Source organism: Paenibacillus wynnii (assembly GCF_000757885.1).
GTDB lineage: Bacteria > Bacillota > Bacilli > Paenibacillales > Paenibacillaceae > Paenibacillus_AQ > Paenibacillus_AQ wynnii.
Genome location: NZ_JQCR01000003.1, coordinates 2344772 through 2366622 on the forward strand (window position 1 = coordinate 2344772; position 21851 = coordinate 2366622).

At 45.2% G+C, this 21851-nt stretch carries 19 protein-coding genes and 1 other annotated feature; of the genes, 1 reads left to right on the forward strand and 18 read right to left on the reverse strand.

What is annotated here, in order from left to right; translation table 11 throughout:
• Nucleotides 1–58: 58 nt before the first annotated feature.
• Nucleotides 59–318 (reverse strand) — a binding site (T-box leader).
• A 75-nt stretch (nucleotides 319–393) separates the two neighbouring features.
• From PWYN_RS26290 to cymR, 7 genes are all read right to left on the reverse strand, one after another.
• Nucleotides 394–1461, reverse strand: coding sequence for an AI-2E family transporter (locus tag PWYN_RS26290; RefSeq protein ID WP_036658136.1), 1068 nt, complete (start codon nucleotides 1459–1461; stop codon nucleotides 394–396).
• Nucleotides 1462–1633: 172 nt separating this feature from the next.
• Nucleotides 1634–1843, reverse strand: coding sequence for a hypothetical protein (locus tag PWYN_RS26295; protein ID WP_036658139.1), 210 nt, complete (start codon nucleotides 1841–1843; stop codon nucleotides 1634–1636).
• A 15-nt stretch (nucleotides 1844–1858) separates the two neighbouring features.
• A complete protein-coding gene (locus PWYN_RS26300; protein ID WP_036658142.1) occupies nucleotides 1859–2380 on the reverse strand; it encodes a PRC-barrel domain-containing protein in 522 nt (173 codons plus the stop codon).
• A gap of 31 nt (nucleotides 2381–2411) precedes the next feature.
• Nucleotides 2412–3563 (reverse strand): cysteine desulfurase family protein, encoded by a 1152-nt coding sequence (locus PWYN_RS26305; protein WP_036658144.1) that lies wholly within the window; start codon nucleotides 3561–3563, stop codon nucleotides 2412–2414.
• Between the two features lie 95 nt (nucleotides 3564–3658).
• Nucleotides 3659–3856 carry a hypothetical protein gene (locus PWYN_RS26310; RefSeq protein WP_036658147.1) on the reverse strand — a complete coding sequence of 66 codons (198 nt, stop codon included), beginning with the start codon at nucleotides 3854–3856 and terminating at the stop codon, nucleotides 3659–3661.
• Nucleotides 3857–4421: 565 nt separating this feature from the next.
• Entirely contained in the window at nucleotides 4422–5873 is a 1452-nt protein-coding gene (locus PWYN_RS26315; RefSeq protein ID WP_036648568.1) for an IS1182 family transposase, read from the reverse strand.
• A gap of 206 nt (nucleotides 5874–6079) precedes the next feature.
• Nucleotides 6080–6499 (reverse strand): cysteine metabolism transcriptional regulator CymR, encoded by a 420-nt coding sequence (gene cymR, locus PWYN_RS26320; RefSeq protein ID WP_036658149.1) that lies wholly within the window; start codon nucleotides 6497–6499, stop codon nucleotides 6080–6082.
• Between the two features lie 317 nt (nucleotides 6500–6816).
• Here cymR and mnmA point away from each other — a divergent pair, with 317 nt between their 5' ends.
• The gene (gene mnmA / locus PWYN_RS26325) at nucleotides 6817–7935 is read left to right on the forward strand and encodes a tRNA 2-thiouridine(34) synthase MnmA (protein WP_036658152.1); all 1119 of its coding nucleotides are present in this window, start codon (nucleotides 6817–6819) and stop codon (nucleotides 7933–7935) included.
• 64 nt (nucleotides 7936–7999) lie between these two features.
• Here mnmA and PWYN_RS26330 read toward each other — a convergent pair whose 3' ends face one another.
• The 11 genes from PWYN_RS26330 to PWYN_RS26380 all read right to left on the reverse strand — a co-directional run bounded on the left by PWYN_RS26330 (nucleotide 8000) and on the right by PWYN_RS26380 (nucleotide 21846).
• Nucleotides 8000–8485 (reverse strand): hypothetical protein, encoded by a 486-nt coding sequence (locus PWYN_RS26330; protein WP_157261263.1) that lies wholly within the window; start codon nucleotides 8483–8485, stop codon nucleotides 8000–8002.
• A 188-nt stretch (nucleotides 8486–8673) separates the two neighbouring features.
• Nucleotides 8674–10515: an oligopeptide ABC transporter substrate-binding protein gene (locus PWYN_RS26335; RefSeq protein ID WP_036658156.1), complete on the reverse strand. Its 1842-nt coding sequence runs from the start codon at nucleotides 10513–10515 to the stop codon at nucleotides 8674–8676.
• A 16-nt stretch (nucleotides 10516–10531) separates the two neighbouring features.
• Entirely contained in the window at nucleotides 10532–11452 is a 921-nt protein-coding gene (locus tag PWYN_RS26340; protein ID WP_169744153.1) for an ABC transporter permease, read from the reverse strand.
• Between the two features lie 18 nt (nucleotides 11453–11470).
• Entirely contained in the window at nucleotides 11471–12433 is a 963-nt protein-coding gene (gene opp4B, locus PWYN_RS26345; RefSeq protein ID WP_036658158.1) for an oligopeptide ABC transporter permease, read from the reverse strand.
• 4 nt (nucleotides 12434–12437) lie between these two features.
• Nucleotides 12438–13373 carry an ABC transporter ATP-binding protein gene (locus PWYN_RS26350; protein WP_036658161.1) on the reverse strand — a complete coding sequence of 312 codons (936 nt, stop codon included), beginning with the start codon at nucleotides 13371–13373 and terminating at the stop codon, nucleotides 12438–12440.
• Nucleotides 13360–14376 carry an ABC transporter ATP-binding protein gene (locus PWYN_RS26355; protein ID WP_036658163.1) on the reverse strand — a complete coding sequence of 339 codons (1017 nt, stop codon included), beginning with the start codon at nucleotides 14374–14376 and terminating at the stop codon, nucleotides 13360–13362. Before PWYN_RS26355 ends, PWYN_RS26350 begins: the two co-directional genes overlap by 14 nt.
• A 331-nt stretch (nucleotides 14377–14707) precedes the next feature.
• The gene (locus tag PWYN_RS26360; RefSeq protein ID WP_036658166.1) at nucleotides 14708–16012 is read right to left on the reverse strand and encodes a replication-associated recombination protein A; all 1305 of its coding nucleotides are present in this window, start codon (nucleotides 16010–16012) and stop codon (nucleotides 14708–14710) included.
• Between the two features lie 112 nt (nucleotides 16013–16124).
• Nucleotides 16125–16406 (reverse strand): CD3324 family protein, encoded by a 282-nt coding sequence (locus PWYN_RS26365; RefSeq protein WP_036658169.1) that lies wholly within the window; start codon nucleotides 16404–16406, stop codon nucleotides 16125–16127.
• A gap of 872 nt (nucleotides 16407–17278) precedes the next feature.
• Nucleotides 17279–19471 carry a HelD family protein gene (locus tag PWYN_RS26370; protein WP_036658171.1) on the reverse strand — a complete coding sequence of 731 codons (2193 nt, stop codon included), beginning with the start codon at nucleotides 19469–19471 and terminating at the stop codon, nucleotides 17279–17281.
• Nucleotides 19472–19624: 153 nt separating this feature from the next.
• Nucleotides 19625–20923 carry an NCS2 family permease gene (locus PWYN_RS26375; RefSeq protein ID WP_036658175.1) on the reverse strand — a complete coding sequence of 433 codons (1299 nt, stop codon included), beginning with the start codon at nucleotides 20921–20923 and terminating at the stop codon, nucleotides 19625–19627.
• A gap of 167 nt (nucleotides 20924–21090) precedes the next feature.
• On the reverse strand, nucleotides 21091–21846 hold the full coding sequence (locus PWYN_RS26380) for a tRNA threonylcarbamoyladenosine dehydratase (protein WP_036658178.1): 756 nt from the start codon (nucleotides 21844–21846) through the stop codon (nucleotides 21091–21093).
• Nucleotides 21847–21851: the final 5 nt, after the last annotated feature.

The window sequence follows — 21851 nt, forward strand, 5'->3', positions numbered from 1 at the left end:
ATACTGAAAACTTATACTTACTTATATTTCAAAAAAACCTCCCATCCCTAGCGTAAACGCTAGGGACGAGAGGTTTAAATTCCCGTGGTACCACCCTAGTTAGCGGCTGAACATACTTTGATCTGCCACTCACTTTGCACCCTTTAACGGGGGTGAGGCGACGGCGTTCAACCAGCAGGGTTCCGTATTGACGGATTCTGCAACATTTGCGCCGTTACTCCGAGGTGAGTTCATTCCGTTCCGCCAACCGGCTCGCACCTAGCGCCGGCTCTCTGTATTGACGATTTCGAAATTAATGCTCCTCATCAACGATAAATATAATTCACGATGCTAATCGTAATATTCCACAATATTATATACAAAAGCTGCAGTCCCAGTCAATGTGAATGTTCCCTAGACATGTTTTCTTTTCATGTAGTAGGCTATAAAGTGCTGAAGAACCACTTTACCTGCCGCAAATAACGGTACAGCCAGAATTAAACCTACTATGCCAGCCACTTCTCCGCCCACAAGCAATGCAAATATGATGAGCAGTGGATGAAGATGGAGCGTCCGGCCCACGACCTGAGGAGAGATTACATTACTCTCAAGCATTTGGCATAAGGTATTCACAACCGCGACCAGCAGAACCAATCGAAAGGAAATGGTCGACGCCATCACTATTGCAGGGGCCGCACCCAGGAAAGGGCCCAGATAAGGCACAATATCGAATAAAGCGACCACGCAGGCAAAAAGCAGTGCATATGGCATACCAATTAGCGCATAACCGATATAAGCAAGCACCCCGATAATGATACAAACCAGGAACTGTCCGCGGATATAATTACCCAGCGCCTCGTCAATGTCTTTTAGCATAGTAACAATGGATTTACGCCGGGAACGCGGCAGACAGGATACTACGGTCCGTTCGAATACATCAAAATCCTTCAAGATATAAAATACCAAGAACGGGACAATAAACGCATTAAACAACAAATTTATAGTGGATCCGATATTATCAAGAAAGTGGGATATTCCCGTTGCGAGACGGTTTTCGAGTTGAAAGAACCAATTGTTCATCCCCATCTCAACACCCGGTGGAATTAAACGGGTATTCATATTGCGCATCAGACTTTGGGCTTGCAGCGTCATTTGAGGCAAATGTTCATTCAGCTCCTCGAGCTGCGTTATAAACATCGGAATAAGGTTGATGGCAATTACTGCTAAAGTCGTTAAAAAAACAGCGTAAATGAGAAGCACTGCAATACTTCGCGGCATTTTGCGGGCAGCCAGCATACTGACCACGGGATTAAGCACATAAGAGATAATCATAGCGGCCAAAAAAGGTGCCAGAATGGCCTTGAGAAATAAAAAGATATATTGCAGCATCGGACGAAGCTGCCAAACAAAGTATAAGATAATCAAAGTTAAGAGTACTCCGATCATTGGGCGAAGCCACTTACTTTGGGACCATTGCTCCATTCTGTTCCCTCCTGCGGCTAAAACTGGACTGGCTTTCCTAAATAAGTATATGTAAGGCCGCAGCAAAATAACCGTTATCACAAAAAAACGCCTAATACCTCACTGTTATAACAACAGTAAGGTATCAGACGTTTATTGTATGTACCCACACTTCTTCATCATTCACTGAAGCTTATGATGATGCGTGGATATGAGGAAATTCCTGAACATATTCCTCTCCCGAGAACAAATCGTCGAGAGAACTGAGTGTGCCGTCTTCTTCAACTTGAAAAACCGACATTTTCTCGCCGTTTACCGTCAATTCGATGAAACAGCCCCAGCAATAGAACTGGTGGGAGCCGATCTTGCCGATATCTTTGGAGTTGCAGTTTGGACACTTCATAATAAAACATTCCACCTATCCGTTAACAATATTAATGGCTTTTTGTAGCCGTTCTTCGCTCATTGCCGGAACCAATAAAGCATTCTCCCCAATGGACATATCATCAGAACAAGGCAGCCATTTGCGGCCTTCGATTAAATCAGTCACTAATCCATCACTGATTTCCAGCGCTACTATTGTATTTCCCATCTTTTGGTCAAAATAAACATCGGATATTTTCCCAATGATTGTTCCGGCAGTAGTTACTACCTGTAAATCCTTTAATTTATTCTTCCCCATAAGAAAAGTATGGGGTATGTTGTCTGAATCAGCCTTATCAATGGACTCTTTACTCGCAATCATGACTGCATCTTCACCGTAGGCAATAATGTCTTTCCATGCCACAACTTTCACATGACTGGTGAAGAAAGATTTACTTTCAAGTTCAATACCCGTAATATTCAAGTTTGAATCGACAATACAGTCGACAATTGTGCCAATTTCTTGACCTTCTTCTACCTCGAATACAGCCAGCCCTATCATATCCTGAAGTTTCATATCGGTTAGTCTCCTCACAAAGGAAAATACCTTAGTCTCTGTTACGTAGCCTCTTTAAAATAGTTTCAACTTTTTGGGCAACGTATTCCATTTGTTCACTAGTATTACCCAAACCCGTACTAAATCGAATCGCGGAATTCAAAAGATTTGATGAGAGTCCCATAGCTCGCAATACATGGGATATTTCCAACGATCCGGAGGTGCATGCTGAGCCGCTGGCTGCGGAGATCTTCTCCATATCCAAATTCATGAGCATGACATCTGTTCTTACTTCAGGGAAGCTTAAGTTTGTAATATTCGGTAGGTAATGTTTGGAATTACCGTTGATTGTATAGCTTTCATTCCCGATTCGAATATCCAGTTCCCCGAGCAGTTTATTCCGCAAAACTAGCGAATCCGCCTGTTTCTGTTCCAACTGTTGTACAGCCCGCTCCACCGCTTTGGCAAACCCTGCTGCACCAGCTAGATTCTCCGTTCCCGCTCGGCGTCCGCGCTCCTGAAGTCCTCCATGCTGCCTTGGATGAATTGGCGCCCCTCTTCTAACGTACAGACCGCCAATGCCTTGCGGCCCATTGATTTTGTGTGCGCTGAAGCTCATATAATCTACTGGAATATCGCGTAGGGTAATAGGCAACGCACCAAGGGCTTGTACAGCATCAACATGGAATAAAACGCCTCTGCTCGCCGCTAGCTCACCAATCTCAGCAATGGGTTGAACCGTTCCGACTTCATTATTGGCAAACATGATACTAATTAGTACCGTATCCGATCTCAGAGCAGCCCTAACATCATCGACACTAACTAATCCGGTAGAATCAACCGGAAGGTAAGTCACACTAAAGCCTTCCTTTTCAAGGATTTCAAAGGTATGTAAAACAGCATGATGTTCTATTTTCGTGGTAACGATATGTTTTCCCTTCTCAGAAGAGACAGCTACAGCTCCAAATATTGCCAGGTTATCGCTTTCTGTGCCTCCGCTGGTGAATACCCACTCTTCCGGGGAACAACCCAAAGAGGAAGCGATAACGTCTCTCGCCCCGTTTATAATCTTTTTAGCTGCACGGCCAAAGGAATGAACACTGGATGCATTCCCAAATTGCTCCGTCATTATTTTCAACATAACACCAGCCACCTCGGGATGAACCGGAGTGGAGGCGGCATGGTCCAAATAGATAGGTTTCATGGTTAGGTCTCCGCTTCTAGACTTCTTTAAATATAAGACAATCGTTCGGTCTCCTTTATATCATACCCTTTAATGAGTATCAACACTTTAGTGTTTCAGCCCGCATGCTTCACTTTAGTTGGCTGCCAAGCCAAAATATTATCGATCCGGAAAACACGCGGAGTCCCACTCGACAGACAGGTTGCCCGAAGCATGCCATCCCGCAAGCTTTTTATTTCGATTTGACGCTGCGTGATCTTCCCAACCTTGTCTACATAAACAATCTCGACCCTTTGACCCACATGCATCTTCATTACCACCCACCTCCCAAAGTAAGAACGTTTGTTTGTATTATACCCAAACAAACGTTCGTTATGCAATGGTAAAATGAGCAATAAGGCCGGTTAGTGTAGATCTAAAGTTACATAACATAGGGGTCATCTGACGCGAACGTTCTAATAGTTTTATTGTGCTCCAGACTGGGACTTGTACTCTGCTTTAGAGGGAAAAACTCCCTCTAAATCGTAAAAAAACACTTGAAATCAACATTTACAGGGAAATATTCCCTCTAAATGCAAGAAAAATGCCTTTTTTCAGGATTATTGAGGCTATAGCATGAATTTATAGGGAATTATTCCCACTAAATTCATAGCTGAGGGTTTAATGCTCAAATTAGAGGCAAAAATTCCCTCTAATTTTTTTTCAGAAAAAAGGTCTCACCATGGCCCCAACTCCGAACAAAAACACCCTCTCAAATGGAGGCCACTGAAGAACTAACCATTTTGGATTAAGTGCTTCGTCACATTCAAAAAGAAGCATCACCCCCTCAGGGAAGATGTCTTCTTTTTGCTGTATTTGGCTGCACAACCATAATCCTTATTAGTCGTGTAGCTTCAAAATCCTCTTCAGATTAACTGCGAATATCGCCATTGCTCCTTGTAGCTCCATGCCTAAGAGACCCGAGGATATGGCTACATCGTACCCGTGTCTGTGTTTCAGTTCGCTATTCTTGGCTTCAATCTTGTACCGTTCTTTTGACTTGTCTTTGAAATAGTCGCTCTCTTGGAAAGCCATTTGCTCCGAATGCTCGTCGGACTTTATGCTCACGGAATAGGTTTTCGTCTTGGATCCTTCCTTGTAGCACCCTTCTTTGAATGGACATCGCTTGCACTTCTCTACGTCAAAATAATACGTGACCACCTGGTTTTTACCGACACCCTTCTTTCCTTGCCGTGCTTTGCGGATCGCCATGTGGCCGGCCTTGCAGACATACAGGTCAGCGTCTTTGTTGAACTCAAACTCATCTTCTTTCTTGCGGTTCCCTTGCGTAATCATCGGGTTTAATTTGGCCACCAGTTCCATGTCGTTCGTCTTTGTATAGATGAGATTGTCCTTCTCCGAATAAGCCGTATCTCCAATTACCGTTCGGACGTCCATCCCCGTGGCTTTACTTTTTTCAATCAGATCTTGCAGTTGTTTACCGTCATTCTTTTCGCCCGTTGTAACAATGGCCGCTGTAATAATGCGTTCCTCTGTCATAGCCAAGTGAGTTTTGTATCCGAAAAAGGACGAGTCCGCACTTTTGTGCCCGACCCGCGCATCCGCGTCTTCTGCGATTCGAAGCTGCTCCACATCATCCTCCACGGTTTCCTTTAGCAGGTTTAGCGGTTCTTGCAGTTTCGGTACCAATGGTAGGCCCAATTCGTTTTCGACGGTATGTATGAGTTTGTTGCAGTAGGAGATCTCGTCTTCCAACACTGTGCTGGTATTCTTCGTCGGCAGCTTAGTCTTGACGGATTCGTCCATCGCATAGAGAGCTTTGCGTACTTTCCGGGCCCGGTCCTGCAGGATCTCTTGCGGAGACTTCTGGTTGTAGCGCGCTTTGGTATGGGTTGCGTCCACAATAATTGCAGTGCTCTTCAGGATTCCTATCTCAATGGCGAGTGTCACGGTTTTCCCAATGAGTAAGTCCAGCATATTCATGTTTTTCAGGCGTAGTTTGCGGAACTTGGTTAAGGAGCTGGGATCCATAACCGGGTCCTCTGGCGCCATCCCCAGAAAATACTTAAAGGACAGGTCATACCGGGACCGTTCCACGATGTCCACGTCAGACAATTCAAATATTGCTTTAAGGAGCAAGTATTTAAACATCCGAATCGGGTCGATGGCATTACGCCCGTTATCGAGGCAATAGTTCACTTGAAGTTCTTCGTAGATAAATGAAAAATCTACAAGTTCGTTGATTTGCCGAAGCAAGTTATCCTTCGGCACTACCATATTGTAGAGTTCGATGTATGGACTCAACACCAAGGTCTGTTGTTTCTGAATCATTCCGGCTCACCTATTTCCCCCATGATACTTAAGTATACAGGAAAAAGGTGCAGTTCCTCCTTTTTGTAAGGAGTAACTGCACCTTTTTTAAAATCACTTTTTCAGTGGCCCCCTCAAATGCCAGGGTGTTTTATCAGTAAACTATAAATGACTAATTGGTGAATCTTAACTCGAGAGAAGCTAACTAAAGCTAGTCACGAAAGTATCTAAATATAGAACATGTAATTATCTGCACGACTTTCTTCTTTGAAGTTAATCAGATCCGACAAAGTGGTGGAATCAAGTACATCCGCAATACTGTCACGAATACGAATCCATAGGTCACGTTTGGCCGGGTCATCTTCCTCCGTAAAGTCTACGGGAGATATAGGTCCTTCCAAGACACGAATAATATCACCCGCGGTGATTGATCCCACTTCACGAGATAAAATGTAGCCGCCATAAGCTCCGCGAATACTCTTCACAAGACCGGCATTTCTCAAGGGGGCAATCAGTTGCTCCAGGTAATGCTCGGACAATCCGTTCTTCTCGGCGATGCTCTTGAGCGATGTAGGACCTTCACCGTATTTAATGGCAAGCTCCATCATAATGGTCAACCCGTAACGTCCTTTTGTAGATATTTTCAAAGGGGCACCTCTTTCGATTAAATTGCTGAATTTATGGTGTAAGAATCCGTTAGTATTACAGGTTTTAATATCTCCGTATTCCGATGTTCACTCTTAGTTTATGTTACCATATTTGTACTTACAATTGGATAACAAAACGTAACTTTTTCTCAAGAATGTTCTTCCCGGGTGGACAAATTTGAAATTTTGACTATTTTAGCATCACTTTTATCCTTTGCACAGGCGGCTTACAGCACACGGGTGTGTTATAATACATTTTGTACCGAGCATTCTGTATTTAAAAAGCTTTATATTTTCTTATAGAAATGGTGATTACGATGACAAAAGCAATTGAAAATACGCGTGTCGTCGTCGGCATGTCCGGAGGAGTCGATTCCTCTGTCACAGCACTTTTGCTTAAGCAGCAGGGCTATGACGTAATTGGTATCTTCATGAAGAACTGGGACGACACCGATGAATTTGGCGTTTGCACAGCCGAAACCGATGCGGAAGATGTACGACGTGTTTGTGAACAGATTGATATCCCTTACTATACCGTTAATTTCGAGAAGGAATACTTCGATAAAGTATTTTCCTATTTCCTCGATGAATATAAGGCCGGCCGAACACCGAACCCTGATGTCATGTGCAACCGTGAGATTAAATTCGGCGAATTCCTGAATCGCGCGCTTCAGCTTGGTGCTGATTATGTGGCTACAGGGCATTATGCGCGTGTAGTAGAAGAAGACGGTGTCTTCAAGCTTCTGCGTGGTGTGGACAGTAATAAAGATCAAACCTACTTCCTGAATGCACTGAATCAATATCAGCTCTCCAAGGCCATGTTCCCCATCGGTCACCTTCCTAAACCGGAAGTACGGAGAATAGCTGAAGAAGCAGGACTCTTTACCGCAAAGAAAAAAGACAGCACCGGCGTCTGTTTTATCGGTGAACGTAACTTCCGTGAATTTCTAAGCCAATATCTGCCTGCCCAATCCGGGGATATGGTTGATATCGCTACGGGGGAAACTAAAGGCCGCCACGAAGGCTTGATGTATTATACTTTGGGACAACGTCAAGGTCTCGGCATTGGCGGATCGGGTACGGGAGAGCCTTGGTTCGTTGCAGATAAAGATTTAAGCCGCAATGTTCTGTACGTAGTACAAGGAGACAAGCATCACAGCTTGTACTCTACCAGTCTGGAAGCTTCCGGTGTGAACTGGATTAATGGTGTGGATTTGGAATCCGCTCCCCTGCGCTGCACGGCTAAGTTCCGTTATCGTCAGCCTGATCAAGGTGTAACCCTGACGGCAGGCTCAAATGGGAATGTTCATGTTGCCTTCGACGTTCAGCAAAAGGCGATTACACCTGGACAAGCGGTTGTATTCTACCAAGGAGAACTTTGTCTCGGTGGGGGAACGATTGAAAGTGCAGAGAAGGTTGTACCTTTGTCACAATAAATAAAACAGCAAGTCTCCGGATGATTGGAGGCTTGCTGTTTTTTTTGAAGTGATGATAGCAATATTATTCCTCTTCATCAAAAAGATCGCCATGGGGTTGTGCTTCTAACCCTACCTGCGGTACCAACTTCATCGTTATATGGCCGGCTGCATTTCGTCCGACCCATTTTATAGAACCCTCCCCTGCTGGGACTGTTATGGACATATCCTTGTTCCCTTCACCCTCCCATAGGGTAATCAACTGATGGTCCGCCGTGATCTGAATCAGTTTAAAATCCCCACGTCTAATCTTCCCACTAATCATAATTTGGGTCGTTGTATCAGATGTGCTATTTAAATACAAAGCCGTGTAGACACCTGAAAAACCTGAGAATTCTACTTGTCCCTGCTCACTGGTAATTTCCCCGACTTTGTTTGAGAACGAATAACTATCCCCCGATTCTTTAAGCCTATCCTCATTCTCAAAAATTACACCTTGTGTCCCACTGTCACATCCGCCCAAGCAAAACAATACTAGTAGGAGAATGATTACTTTTACAGATCGATTCATGGATTTCCCCTCTCCCAATTCTTTTCCTCTTTATGGTAAAATTTACACAATTCAGCGCTGCTTAAATGTTATAAACGTCACAAAGTCTTCCTAATACTTTAGACTCAAAAACAGTAAAAAAGACCTCCGCTCCATACTCGGAGCAAGAGGTCGCAAGTTACTATCCTATATCTGTATAAAATACACTTTTATTCAGCCACAGCTGCTTTATCCGCAGAAACAGCCAGTTGATTCAAATAGATGTCGCTTCCTTGCGCGATGGTATAATTCAGAACCCGGTTATTGACCGGTACAACCTTGGCACGGTACAGGGTAGGGAAAACCGGGATCTCCTTAACCATTAACTCCTGCCATTGTTTATAAATATCTTTCCGAACTTCGACGTCAAAGGCTTTCTCAGAAACTCCCTCTGCGATCAAACGATCATTCTCTTCACTGGCATAACGCGGGAAATTATAAATGGCAACCCGCCCATAAAGGCCAGCTGGATCTACATCATTACCTACATTCCATGCGCCTTGATATACATCAACGGTTGGATCATCCTCACCATTGGAGCCAACACGATCATAGAAAGTATTAAATTCGACCATTTCCAAGGTCACATTAAGACCTATAGCCTTCCAAGACTGAACATAATACTGCGCTAACGGTTCTGCGATATCTGAACCAGTCATGGACATAAAATTAATCTTAAGCTCACTGCCATCCGGCTTCGTTCTGAACTCACCATTGAGCTTGTATCCGGCATCATCTAGAAGCTTTTTAGCTGCTTCCGGATCAAAAGGAACGCCCGGATTATCATTATCGTGATATTCGGGATGTGATGGCGGTATTAATGTCGTAGCATTCCAGCGTAGACCATTATAGAACTTTTTGCCGACAGTATCATTATCAACCGCCGCCCACATCGCTTTACGCAGGTTCACATCGGCCATCTTGGCCTTCGGATCTGGAGCTACTGCCTTTTTAGCGGCATCCCACTTACCTAGCTTAAAGCCTATATAAGTGTACGCCATGTCTGTCGTACCTATAAACTCAACATTCGACATCTTTGCATTATCCGGATATTGATCGACCGGGAATGCATCCACCAGATCCACACCGCCAGTTTTCAATTCCTGAACAATGGTTGTTGGGTTGATAACCTTCAGAATAACCTTATCCAGAACAGGTGCACCGCGCCAGTAATCATCATTTCTGACAAAGACCACAGATTCACCAGGAACAATGCTTTCTACTTTAAAGGGTCCGAAGCCTATCGGCTTTTGGCGTACTTCGGGTGAAGCAGAGATTTTAGCTACATCCATACCACCAAAGATATGTTTGGCTAAAGGATAGATCCAAATGCTTCCTGTTAATAAGGATGGAGTAGATTTGACATAGGTAATTTGCAGTTTTTTATCACTTAACACTTTAATTCCTGAAATGGTCTTCGCCTTGCCCGCATGGTAGGCATCCATACCTTCGATATTAGTAAAATCTGAGCCATAACGCGGACCGTCATAGGCCGGGTTACCGATGACTTCATGTGCAAACAGCCAGTCTTCAGCCTTTACCGGCTTCCCATCCTGCCAGTTGACATTGTCGCGAATGGTGAAGGTGAATGTTCGGCCGTCCTCCGCAACTTCATAAGTGGCCGCACCATCGTTGGTATAGACGTAGTTAGCGTCCCAGGTTAACAGACCTTCATCGAACCAATCCAATACATGGGAGTCCGGATCTCCGGAATAGAAGTTCCAGTTCAATGTGCCTTCAAAAGGAGTGTCAGAAACAAGGCCGTAGGTTATTGTACCGCCTTTAATTGCTTCACCCTGGTTTGTTTTGTCAGCTTTGAAATCCTCAATGGAATAAAGACCGTCTTCTGCTTCAGGTGCCGCAGTCGCCTCTGCCGCCTTCTCCGTTGCGGAAGGTGCTGCAGTTGGCTCAGCCGTCTCCTTGTTGTTGTTGGAGCTGCAGGCAGCCACCAACATCAATAGCACTAACATTAAGGCAAAGAGTAGAGACTTTGTACGGATTGGTTTTCTCATGTAATCATTTCCTCCCTTATCCTTTTCTTTGTCTTGCGTCCGTCGCACGCTTAAGCGCTTGACCAACGTTATTTATACTCAACATCAATACCAAGATCAGCAAAGATGCGGGTAACCATATCCACCATCTGAATTCCAGGGTTTGCGGATTCCTTGCATAGCTGACTAGAGTCCCTAGGCTGGGTGTGGTCTCCGGAAAGCCAAAGCCGAGAAAGGACAACCCTGACTCCAATCCGATGTTGGCGGCCAAGTTCAATGTCATCGTTACGATGATAATAGAACTTAAATTCGGCAGAACTTGAGTGAACATAATCTTGAGGTTGGAGGAACCTACTGTTTTGGAAGCTTGAACGTAATCAAGCTCCTTTTCCTGCAAGGTTTTCGAGCGAATTAATCTCGCTATCCCCATCCATAGAAAGGCTGTCATAATCAGTGAGAAGGATAACGTATTGTATTTAGGAACTGCGGTCACGAAGGCGATAACAATCATCAGCATGGGCAGGATCATAAAGAAATCTAAGATTCTCATAAAAACATTATCTATGGTTCCACCGAAATATCCGGATACCAAGCCTACTAAAATGCCAATGATTCCAGTAAATACAGTAACTATAATCCCTATGCTCAGGGAGTTCCTTGTTCCAATAATGAGTTGCCCGAAGACATCCCGACCCCCATAATCTGTACCTAACCAGAACTTCGCCGAGGGTTTCTCATAGAGTGCAAATAAATCAACGGATACGATCTGCTTTTGATCCAAAAATAAGGAAATCCCATAGACACCGGTTATGATCAAGACTAGAAATATCAACGAGATCAAAGCCAGCTTATCCCGCACAATTTCCCGCCAAATAATCCTCCAGCTCGAGGGGCTTCTGTCTGTATCCAGCCTCATAGTTGTTTCAACACCTAGCTTTGCCACTGCAATCACCTCCATGTGTTCCGCTTCTAGTTCTTATTTAATTCGGATCCGAGGATCAACGATGCTTAAGATAATGTCCGACAGCAAGGCGCCAAGAATGGATGCAATCCCATACAAAAGCACAAGTGCCGTAACTACGCTGAAATCTCGAATGGTTATGGAGCTTAGGAACAATGTCCCCATTCCTGGATAACTGAAAATACTCTCCACAAAGATGGTACCTCCAATTAACCCGGTGATTTCATAACCAAAAAACGCAGCTATAGGAAGTAAAGAGTTCCGTAATATATGACGATTATAGACTCTCGACTCCGAGGCACCTTTGGCCCGGGCGGTTAGAATATAGTCTTTTTGCTTCGTATCAATAATTTCATTCCGTAAATATTGAACGGTGCCAACGGTTGAGATTAGAGCAATGGATATAGCAGGCAGCAGCAAGTGAAAAAATTTACTTATCATGTAGCTTAAACTTCCCGGCACCTTACCCGGACCTACGCTTCCTCCCGTTGGGAACCACTGAAAATGGAATCCGAACACCCATAGCATTAATAAGGAAAAAATAAACAACGGAGCGGCGAATCCAAGGTAGGTATAGCCTGTAATCAAACGATCTAACCATGTATCGTTAAACCGACCGCTAATAATCCCCAGAGGAATAGCAATCAGATAAATAAGAATGAGCGTGACCACAGACAGCCAGACCGTATTCATCAGCCGTTGACCGATCAGCTCCGATACCGGCATTTTGAAGCGAAAGGATTGACCAAAGTCCCCTTGAATCGCATTGCTTATCCAATCCCAATATTGTATATACCATGGATTATTTAACCCTAGCTTTTCCCTCATAGCATCCAGTGCGGCTGGGTCAATGCTGGGATCGAGCAATCCTGTTAGGGCATCCCCCGGCATTGCCTTGGCCATAAGAAAAACCAGAAGACTTAATACAAATATTTGCGGGATCATAATCATAATTCGGCGTACAATTATCTTCCACATAGGCTCAACCTTTCTCGGGCAATGCCACCAGATGAGTGTCAGAAATGGCTTTTAAGGAGTAGGCCAATCCTTCTTCATCAAAATAATCCCGGTAGGCTTGCTCATACTCAATACGTACAGACTTTCGAAATTGCGTCTGCTTTTCACGCTGTAGGGGATCGATGTCAGGTATGGCTGCTAGAAGACGTTTGGTATAAATATGCTGTGGATTGTTAAAAATATCCTTAGCTGTCCCCTGCTCCACATGGCGCCCTTTATACATGATTCCAATGTGATCACACATATGCCGGATAATGCCGAGATCATGGCTGATAAAGAGATAGGTAAGCTTCAAGTCCTTTTGAATATCCTGCATAAAATTCAGGACCTGAGCCTGCACCGAGACATCCAACGCGGAGACCGGTTCATCTGCAATGATAAGTTTGGGCTTCAGAGCAATAGCTCTGGCAATGCCGATCCGCTGTCGCTGTCCTCCTGAGAATTCGTGCGGATATTTATAAATATTCTCGGGGCTTAAGCCAACCTGCAAAAGCAGCTCCTGCACCTTGCGTTTTTCCTCCCCGGGAGATAACCTTTCAAAATTCCGCAGCGGCTCAGCAATAATATCCAACACACGCTTCTTAGGATTCAAGGAAGAGTACGGGTCCTGAAAAATCATTTGAATATCCTTGCGGACATTTCTTTGTTTCCTTACCCCTTTAAGAGCCAAATCCTGCCCTTCAAAAATAACACTGCCGGCAGAAATAGAATTCAGCCCAATAATGGCTCGGCCCGTTGTTGTTTTGCCGGAACCTGATTCTCCTACCAACCCATAGGTCTGCCCTGGCTCAATCGTGAAGCTGACATTGTCTACCGCCTTGACCTCTCCAACATCCCTGTGGAATAGCCCCCCTCGTATTGGAAAATGAACCTTTAGATCTCTAACTTCAAGAAGTCCCATGGGTGTGTACCTCCTCAGTCCGTTCAGGAAAGTGAAAATTCTTGTAGCAACTGCAGCGTACGAAATGACCTGGAGCTACTTCATGCAGCTTCGGATCATCCTCATGCTCCGAGGGTGCAATCCAAGGGATACGAGCAGCGAAACGACAGCCCGCGCGAGGAAGATTTTGCAGAGAAGGAACCATTCCCTGAATGACATGCAATCTGGACTTCTCCTCCTTGACCGTAGGTATTGAGTTTAATAAAGACCGAGTATAAGGGTGCTTTGCACGGGAAGTTAGCGTGTATATATCTGCGATTTCAACAATTTGCCCGGCATACATTACCGCAACACGGTCAGCCATCTCGCTAACCACGCCTAAATCATGTGTAATTAAAATAATTCCGGCTTCGATATCGTCCTTCAGGTGTTTGATCAGCTCGAGAATCTGCAATTGGATGGTCACATCAAGCGCCGTAGTCGGCTCATCCGCGATTAACAGCTTGGGCTCGTTGGCGATAGCAATGGCTATAACTACCCGCTGCCTCATTCCTCCGGACAATTCATGGGGGTACTGCTGATATGTATGATCAGGCCGGGGAATCCCCACCTTTGACAACAAATCGAGGACTTTCTCTTTCCTTTGTTTCTTAGAGAGCTTGGAATCATGTAGGATCAGTGCTTCTTCAATCTGGGCGCCGACGATCATTAATGGGTTTAGTGCAGATAAGGGGTCTTGAAAAATCATCGACATTTCATTCCCGCGCAGCTTATTTAAGGCGGCAGAAGGCATACCCACAATATCCTTCCCCTTGTAATAGATATGTCCGTCAATGTTAGCCCTGGTGTGCAACCCCATAATCGAAAAGGCAAGTGCACTCTTCCCTGACCCAGACTCCCCGACTATAGCTAAAATCTCATTTTTTCGAACGGTCAGCGTAACATCGTCAACTGCAGCATAATAATGATCAGCAATTCTAAATGAAGTGCTTAAATTCTTGATCTCCAGAAGCTCTTCTCTCAAATTTCATCATCCTTACCGAAGCAGAATTTCAAAACCCGCATGAATCTATGAAGATTCAGCAAATTTCGATAAAATAATTAGTATAATGTCACATTACCTCACGCATTCAGTTGCCTTATTATTCCTTATATGTTTTTTGAAAGGGTAATAGACTTGCTTAGTAGTTCATTTTAATTAACTTATGGTAAATTATCAATCTTTTTACTTAAAAATATTTGTTCTAGTGTAAATATAGTTAACATACAGGATAAAAAAAAGCGGCCCTTAGGCCGCTATCTACAATTGTAAATATATTCTATTACCCGTCTCGGCACGGATGAAACCTAGATATTTAAGGCTCCCGACGAAGCCCTTGATTATGACGGATCTTGCTTTCATTCCCCTGTTCGGTAGCTTGATAAAAGACCCTCCGGGAAATGGCTTTAGGTAAATAATCCTGCTTCACATAATGACCGGGGAAATCATGCGGATACTGATAGCCGGCATGTCCCAATACACTCGCTCCCTTGTAGTGCGTATCACGTAAATGCAGTGGAACCTCTGCCGATTTAATTTCTTCGATACTTGCCATAGCCCTGGAAATAGCCGTGACTACAGCGTTAGACTTTGGACTTTCCACTGCAAAAAGAATAGCTTGTACGATATTCAGCCTCGCCTCGGGCCAACCGTTATTCCGGTAAGCATCAAGTGCACTAACTGCCTGAACCATAGCCTGAGGATTGGCAAGCCCGATATCTTCACTGCTGGCTGCGATTAATCGCCGGATGAAGGTCATCGGATCCATACCTAACTTTTCCACTGCATACAAGAACCAGAATAGAGCAGCGTCGCTAGAGCCACGAATGCTTTTATGAAAAGCGGACAACACATCATACTGCGTGGATTCATCCGCTTTGACAATCGGCCGCCGAATAGACTCCTCCGCTACCTCCAGCGTAATATGCACACTTCCATCACTTAATGGTGCTGTTGTGAGTGCAGCCAGTTCCAGCGCGTTCAGCGCACGACGAATATCCCCGTTAGCCATCGATGCGATATGCATCAAAGCTTCCTCATCCACTCGCAGGTCCATAAAACCCAGCCCTTTATCCTTATCCGCCAGTGCTCTCCTCATCGCAATCAGGCTGTGTTCACTCGTAAGCGACTCCAGCTGAAACAGCGTGGAACGACTCAATAAGGCCCCGTTAACGTAGTGGAACGGATTCTCCGTAGTAGCCCCGATAAATATAATGGTGCCTTTCTCTACGGCTGGCAGTAAGGCATCCTGACGGGAGCTGTTAAAACGGTGCACCTCATCCAGAAATAAGATGGTTTTGGAGCCGTATAGAGATTTGTTCGTTTGAGCCCGCTCTATAACTTCTCTTACATCCTTGACGGAGGCTTCCACCGCATTGAGACGGACAAACTCGGCCTTGGTATGATGCGAGATAATATGAGCAAGTGTTGTTTTGCCGCAGCCCGGCGGGCCATATAAAAGAATAGAAGATACTTGATCGGCCTCAATGGCTCTTCGAAGCAGCTTGCCACGGCCTATAATAAGCTCCTGACCAATATATTCATCGAGATTGACCGGGCGCATCCGATCCGCAAGCAGCCGGCCGCCGCCCATATCTTCCCCTAAAGAGAATAAATCCATGTTTTCACTTCCTTGCTGTATTTACGAATATCAAATATATATTATACAGGGAAAACTTAAAAAGAGCATGGCCTCGTCAACGGACGATGCCATGCTCTTTCTCAAAGGCCAGCTAGCGATTTAGTGCCAACCGCATTTTTGAGATAATTTTACGGAGGCTTTCCTCCGACAAATGATATTTCTGTTGCAGCTCCGGTAGAGAGTTCCCGCTCCGATATGAGCAGAAAATCTCTTCATTGCGATCAGCGATTTCCTTACGCGAGCCACTGTTTTCGCCCCATTTTACTCTTTGCTCACTTTTTCTCGGGATGTATAATAATTCACCCTGGATGTATCCCTGAAGCTCTTCGAGCAGGCCAGGGGGAAGCACATCCTTTCCGTTTACGTAACTCACGTTGCGTTTCCTCCTTCAACAGGTGTGTCCCTTTATGTCCGTCAACTGCATAGTTTGCAATATCCACGTCACCTGCCTCCTTTCTCAGCTTCATATTTTTGGTAAAAACCGTAATCTTATTATATTAAACCCTTTGGTCAGCGTCTATATTTGGCAATAAGGAGGCCTTTCGGCCTCCTCCGTTTAAGCGGGTATCCGTCTTAGACGGATACCACCTCGTATACTGAAATCATCTCAATCAGCCTCCTTCCAGAAGTGTTCTCGCCCGGCCGGACACTTATTATTAAGCCATAGGTACGGGGGAGTTACAAGTTCAAAAACAGTTATAACTGTTCTCCACCATACATTCTGGGCGGTTTAAGGTTGGGGAAAGCTGGCTTACCATACAAGGCAGCACAGTAACAGTTGGATTATAAATAAATAGCTGCATTTTGTGCATTTATTTAAGGTCATATCCCCCGATATGCACCTTTAGTTGTACTTTATGCACTTAAAATCAGCCAGAGGGCGGCTTTTTAAGAAATATACGAGATATAGTTGCACATTGTACAACTAAACCTCCATAAGGGCTAAAACACTCCAATTTAGTTGTACAATGTGCAATTATTTTGAAAAATACACTAAGTCAAAGTTGCTTTGATATTTTTTTGCACAATTTGATAGGAATTTTGAGTACTAAGATAAGCCTTTAATTATTAATTTGTGATTCGCTGCAAAAAAAAGAACAGGGAATTCGGTTCACACCAAATGCCCTATTCTCATAGAGGTTACTTGTAGACTTGTTACGTACTTACCTACTGATTACCTTACTCTTACCCTACTAGCTACTTTGCTGATACTTTACTGCAACTAAGAAGGTTTAATACGCGCCTCTACCGGGCTTCTTCCACAGGCCACCCTGTAGCAGTCTCTACCGCCAGTGCAGCGGACTCTAAGTATGTTGGCAGCTTTCCGCCTTGCAGCAGCCACAACTCGTGGAGCGCACGCGTACAGCCCACATACATCAACTTAGCATCCCATGCAGTATCACCATAATGCTTCAAGTCAGCATCGGCCACAATTACGGCGTCAAACTCCAGACCTTTGGACAAGTACAGGGGAAGAACCGACAGCCCTCCCTTATACTCAGTCATGCTGCCATCGATGAGATTGATATCATCGAAGTACTCCGTGAGTCTGGCATGCAGCTCCTCTGCATCCTTAAGGCTGCGTGTAAGCACAGCTACCGTTCGATACTCCCGGGTTGAAAGCATCTTAAGCGCAGAAGTTATATCCTCCATGCGACCTTCCTCTGCCGAACCCTCTCGATAGGGAATCAATCGTACTGGATTACCGCTGCGGAATACAGGTACCGCCAGTAATGGACTGCCCACTCCAGCAGACAATATGCCATTGGCGAAATCAATAATCTCCATGGTGGAGCGGTAGCTTCGTGTAAGAGAATGATAGGCTGTATGCTCGGGAGCAAACAGGGACTGCATCTCTTCCCATGCATGGACACCCTTGTAGGCATGTATACCTTGCGATAAATCACCCAGGATTGTGAAGGAATGACCTCGCACAAATAGATCCAGCACCGCAATTTGAAAGGGCGAGAAATCCTGGGCTTCATCGATCACGATATGATCAAATTTGATTACATCGTCATTTCCGAATAACAGATAATGAATATATAATAGCGGCGGCAGATCCTCTTCACGCAGATTCCCCTTTTTAAGATCTCCTCGGGTCTCCTTCAAGACGCTTGCCGGAATAATTGCCGGGGGTTCAGCAGACCAATCTTCCGGTGTTTTAACCGCCCGAAAAATTTGCTTGTAGATGGTCAACGGGACGTATTTAGGCCATTTACTACTATATGCTTTTTCACGCTGTGCTCCCATCTTCTTGCGATCCTTAAGGATGGATGCCGATGAGCATTTTTTCAGTTCCATTTCAATCCAGCGGTGAATCCGGGCCATTACACGCTCTTTGCGTTTAGCAGGAGGATAAGGGCTGTACTCCTCGTTATGCCAATGCAATATGGTTGCCCGCCTCAGAACTGCACCTTCCCACGGAGAGAAGTCTCCTTCAGGAACAGCGCTGTCTTCAAGCAGCTTCACACTGGATTCTATGATCTCCATTAGCAGTGTGGAACCTTTGAACCGACCCGGTGTCTCATCTGTGATTTCAGGCAAGGCACCGGATGCCTCAAACCAACGGTTCAGCGTTTCTGCAGCATCCTGATGTGCCAGCGTTAGACCGAGTACATTGGACGCCCAGTCAGGAAAGGTACTTTGCATAATATTTCCTACTCCGAGCTCCGGCAGTACATCCGAAATATAATCAAGAAACATCCGATTTGGAGCAAAAATAATCATTCTCTCTGCCAATACCTGTTCTTTATACTGATAAAGTAAGTAAGCTAGGCGGTGCAAAGCTACGGTTGTTTTCCCACTCCCGGCAACACCTTGAATGATTAACGCAGTGTTCTTGGCAGCCCGGATAATCTTATCTTGCTCTTCTTGAATAGTGGAGACAATATCCCGCAGACGGTTGTCTTTGTTTTCACCCAAACGATAGACTAGGAACTCATCAGACACTGCTGGGGCATCACTTTCCCGGTTAAAAGTATCCGCTACCCGCTCCAGAATTTGTTTGCGGATAACCACGTTTCGTTTCAGGTAGACCAGCCCTTCAATTAGGCCGTCGGGGGCATCATAGGAAGCAGGTTCTGTCCCTCCTGTAAACGAATAGAACAGGCTTGCTACCGGTGCACGCCAGTCAATCACCAGCGGACGGTCACTTACCTGTTCGCGATCTACACCGATTTTGCCAATATAAAGCGCCTTGCGTCCATCCTCATCACTGCCTTGAAAATCAAGCCGTCCAAAATAGGGCTCCTGCCTAAGCTTCGCCAGGTCTTTGCGCCTTTGATCCCGGGAAGCTTCGAGTGCCTGCTCCGTATAATCATGCCCGGTATAGACCGGGGTTGCACGGAGTTTCTCAAGGACACTGTCAATTTCCGTTAGCGCTCCGTTCAGCCTGTCTTCTTCCTCTTGATAGGCACTTTGAAAGTTGTCCTCCAATTTCAGTTACCTCCTAAAAGTTATGTTAGCTTAAGCTTCTGTGAGTTCTCTTCGTACAAAACTCGCTTCGAAAGCATCGGCATATCCCCTTTATCCTTGGAACAAAAAGGATTCTCATTGTAGCATAGGAAGAAGACAAATGCGAATATAACTCTATAGCAGAGCGTGTAGGACAAAATTCGCCAAAAACAGTCCAGCGATGACGTATAATGCCGTTGGAACTTCTTTACCACGTTTCATTGCCAGCTTCACGATTGGATAGGTGATAAAACCGAATGCCATCCCATCGACAATGCTGTAGGTGAAAGGAATCATTACCATGACCAGAAAAGAAGGGAAGACTTCGGTCATATCGTTGAAATCCATCTCCCGGACGCTTTGTACCATAAGTCCGCCGATAACAATCAGGATGGGTGCGATTGCACTATCCGGCACATAAGTCAGCAGCGGAATAAATAGAAAGGTTGCCGCGAACAAAAGACCTGTAACCAGCGAGGTTAAGCCGGACCGTCCACCCGCAGCAATACCTGCATTCGATTCTGCGGCCGCTACAACCGGACTGCTACCGAAGAGACCGGCTGCGATATTCGCGAGTGACAGAGCCCGCAGGCTGCTTTTGAAGCGCTCTGGACGATTGGCCAGCAATGTCTGGGAAGCAATCAGCCCTATATTCTCAAATACAACAATCAGCAATAACAGAAATACCGCTATCCAGAATACCAGACTGACAACGTTAGTCCAGCCCATACCGAGGAACACATCTCCATATCCGGTGAACACATGACCTGACTCCAGCTTTTCCGGTACATGACCGGCTCCCAGCAAATAGGCCAAGCCCGTTCCAACCGCCATACTGATCAGCAGACCGCCGCGGGTCCCACGTACAAAAAGAACCAGTGCTAGAAGAAGAGTGACACAGGAAGTAATTACTGCCGGGTCACTAAAATGGCCGATAGCCACAAAGGTTGTCCGATGCGCAATCACAATACCGCTCTTTTGCAGCCCGATAAAGGTTAGAAACAAACCAATACCGACCGTAATGGCATGTTGAAGATTAGGGGGTATGGCGTCGCTTAGAATGCGATATAGTGAAGTGAATGCAACAACCGCAAACAGAATACCTGTTACAACAACGACAGCCAGCGCCTCTCTCCAGTCCAGCTTCATGGAATGCACAAGTGTGTATGTGAAAAAAGCGTTAATACCCATTCCCGGAACTACGATAATCGGTGTTTTACCTCCAAAAGCCATCAGCAGACAACCAGTAATCGCGGTTAGGAGGGTAGCAACCATCCCTGCGCGCAGCGGCATTCCTGCATCATGCAGTATAGCGGCATTAACCATTACAATATATACAGAAGCAAAATAGCTCAGAATTCCCGCTGCCCATTCCCGTTTCCAGTCATCTTCGGGCTCTAGACCAAGGCTATTACGCCAAAAACTTGTCTTCATTACTTAAAACCTCCACTGATATTATGTTCGGCTAAGCTATTATGCCATAAAAAAACCTGGATCTTACAGTACTCTTAATAACCATGAAAAAAAGGACGTGACAACCGGATTCCGGCTGCATGCCCTTTAGTCCATTTATTATTTTGTTGCTTGTATCAAAGCCACATTCATAAACTGATGCCACCGGACTCCAGCAAATCGCGTACCGCTACACTGACCATAATCAGGCCAGCTACCGGAGGCACGAATGAATTACTGGCAGGCGGCTGTTTTGCTTTGCGTCTATCCGGTGCATTCTCAGGAACGATTTTATCCGTGACATCCTGACGCGGTTTCATTGGAGCCTCGGTTGAAAATACAACCTTAACTCCTTTTTTGATCCCTTCCTTGCGCAGCTTCTGGCGAATGATTCTGGCAATAGGGTCATACGTTGTCTTGGATATGTCAGCGACCTGAAAGCGGGTCGGATCCATTTTATTAGCGGCACCCATACTCGAAATCATTGGAATCTCCCGAGCCAGACATTCCTTGATCAAATGAACCTTATAGATAATCGTATCCGATGCATCGATTACATAATCCAGCTTATATTTGAACAATTCCTCATAGGTCTCTTCGGTATAGAACATATTCAGTGCAATGGCCTCGCACTCCGGGTTAATTAGCTTGACGCGGTCAACCATTAGATCGGCCTTCTTCTGCCCTACCGTTGTAATAAGAGCATGAATCTGGCGATTAATATTCGTAATGTCAACCGAGTCCTTATCAATCAGGATAATACGGCCGATACCCGTACGGGCTAAAGCTTCAACCGCAATACCCCCGACACCGCCAATACCGAGTACTGCGACTGTGCTGTTCTTCATAATCTCTAGACCTTCCGGTCCGAAAGCAAGTTCCGTACGTGAGAACTGATGCAGCATGAGGT